Origin of the sequence: Evansella tamaricis, assembly GCF_019042215.1 — a bacterium.
Classification (GTDB): Bacteria; Bacillota; Bacilli; order Bacillales; family Salisediminibacteriaceae; genus Evansella; species Evansella tamaricis.
Map to the genome: position 1 here is coordinate 1 of NZ_JAHQCS010000104.1, position 2,193 is coordinate 2,193.

The window sequence follows — 2,193 nt, forward strand, 5'->3', positions numbered from 1 at the left end:
AGTGCCCGAACAGGAGCGTCAGTCGGATATTCGGTAAGAAGTTGCCCTGACTTGTGCCCGGACAGGAGGGACGGGCTGGTATTCGGTAAGAAGTAGCCCGAACTAATGCCCGAACGGATGCGTCGGTCGGAGTTTCGGTAAGAAGTTTCTCGAACTAATGCCCGAACAGGAGCGTCAGCTGGATATTCGGTAAGAAGTTTCTCGAACTAATGCCCGAACAGGAGCGTCAGCTGGATATTCGGTAAGAAGTATCTCGAACTAGTGCCCGAACGGATGCTTCGGTCGGAGTTTCGGTAAGAAGTATCTCGAACTAATGCCCGAACAGGAGCGTCAGTCGGATATTCGGTAAGAAGTTGTCCGAACTTATGCCCGAACAGGAGGGTCAGTCGAAGTTTCGGTAAGAAGTTGCCCGAACTAGTGCCCGAACAGGAGGGTCAGTCGGATATTCGGTAAGAAGTTTCTCGAACTAGTGCCCGAGCGGGAGGGACGGTCTGGTATTCGGTAAGAAGTTTCTCGAACTAGTGCCCGAGCGGGAGGGACGGTCTGGTATTCGGTAAGAAGTTGTTCGAACTAGTGCCCGAACGGAAGGGACGGGCTGGTATTCAGTAAGAAGTTGTTCGAACTAGTGCCCGAACGGGAGGGGCGGACTGGTATTCGGTAAGAAGTTGTCCGAACTTATGCCCGAACAGGAGCGTCAGTCGGAGTTTCGGTAAGAAGTTGTCCGAACTAGTGCCCGAACGGATGCGTCGGTCGAAGTTTCGGTAAGAAGTTGCCCGAACTAGTGCCCGAACAGGAGGGTCAGTCGGATATTCGGTAAGAAGATTCTCGAACTAGTGCCCGAACGGAAGCGTCAGTCGGATATTCGGTAAGAAGATTCTCGAACTAGTGCCCGAACGGAAGCGTCAGTCGGATATTCGGTAAGAAGATTCTCGAACTTATGCCCGAACAGGATCGTCAGCAGGATATTCGGTAAGAAGTTTCTCGAACTTATGCCCGAACAGGAGCGTCAGTCGGAGTTTCGGTAAGAAGTTGTCCGAACTAGTGCCCGAACGGGAGGGACGGGCAGGTATTCGGTAAGAAGTATCTCGAACTAGTGCCCGAACAGGAGGGACGGGCAGGTATTCGGTAAGAAGTATCTCGAACTAATGCCCGAACAGGAGCGTCAGTCGGAGTTTCGGTAAGAAGTTGACCAATCCTTGTGCCCGAACGGATAATAAAAAGGTTCATCTAGACCGTTTGCAGGTGATTCGTCTTATTGAGAACATTGCCGACTCTCAAAACCATGGTTACATCTTATATCACCAGAAGGATTGCAGTTGCAGTAGTAAACGCTCTATCATTCACTACTACACTTTTTGTAAATTATTGGTAAATTTAATGTCAGAGGAGGCACATACTTTGGTTGTATCCAACTCTAAATAAATTGTCGAATTCTCTCAGAAACGTATTGCGAACTTTCAGACTATTTAGTATAATGTACCTAATCAACCATTGTTCTTTCCATCACAAACTAACCCAATAGAACACTCGAAAGGGCAAACCCATCGAAAGTTGGGGACGCAAAACTATAGGGGCTAAATCTAGATTCACACATTGGATGGATACGCCAGCCAGTTGCCGAAAGAAACTCTTAAAAAGTAGTTTAAGGGGGAATGTATTTTGGGTACATGTAAACGGAATCAACTAGATAACCTTGGAAGAGATATTGAAAAGTTAAGAAATTGGATGTATGAAATAAAGGATCGGGACGGTATCGCTGATCCTGAAGTGATTAAAATTAGTCAACTGTTGGATGACAAACTGAATGAGCAGTTAGAACTATCAAAAAATGGATAAAAGATGAGTAGAGTGGAGGAGAGGACATGTTAAAAAGAAAACCAATCATAGAAATGAAAACAAATTCGAAAAAACAGGATGAAGAACAAATCAAATGGCAAAAATCAGTGATTCGCGAAGAATATATCAAGTCCAAATAATAGAAGACCTTAGTACAGTTACAAAAACCATATCCATCGTATAGAAGCAGGCATGGAATTTCCATGCCTGTTTTTCAATAGGTAAGAATGTATAAGTTTTGGCACCTTCGTGCTTGTCCAGTTCCACCGCCTACTCGCATGGGAACTGAAAAAGTGGTGCTTTTCCACTTTTACAGTCCCTAAGCAATGAGCGTAGCCGTCGCAATCTTTAAAAGCC

1 protein-coding gene and 1 riboswitch are annotated in these 2,193 nt (G+C 45.7%); the gene reads left to right on the forward strand.

The genetic code is table 11. The features are described 5' to 3' along the window. Positions 1–1,524 precede the first annotated feature (1,524 nt). A riboswitch (cyclic di-GMP riboswitch) is annotated at positions 1,525–1,622 on the forward strand. Positions 1,623–1,659: 37 nt separating this feature from the next. Then, the gene (locus KS419_RS12580; protein ID WP_217066757.1) at positions 1,660–1,836 is read left to right on the forward strand and encodes an aspartyl-phosphate phosphatase Spo0E family protein; all 177 of its coding nucleotides are present in this window, start codon (positions 1,660–1,662) and stop codon (positions 1,834–1,836) included. Positions 1,837–2,193: the final 357 nt, after the last annotated feature.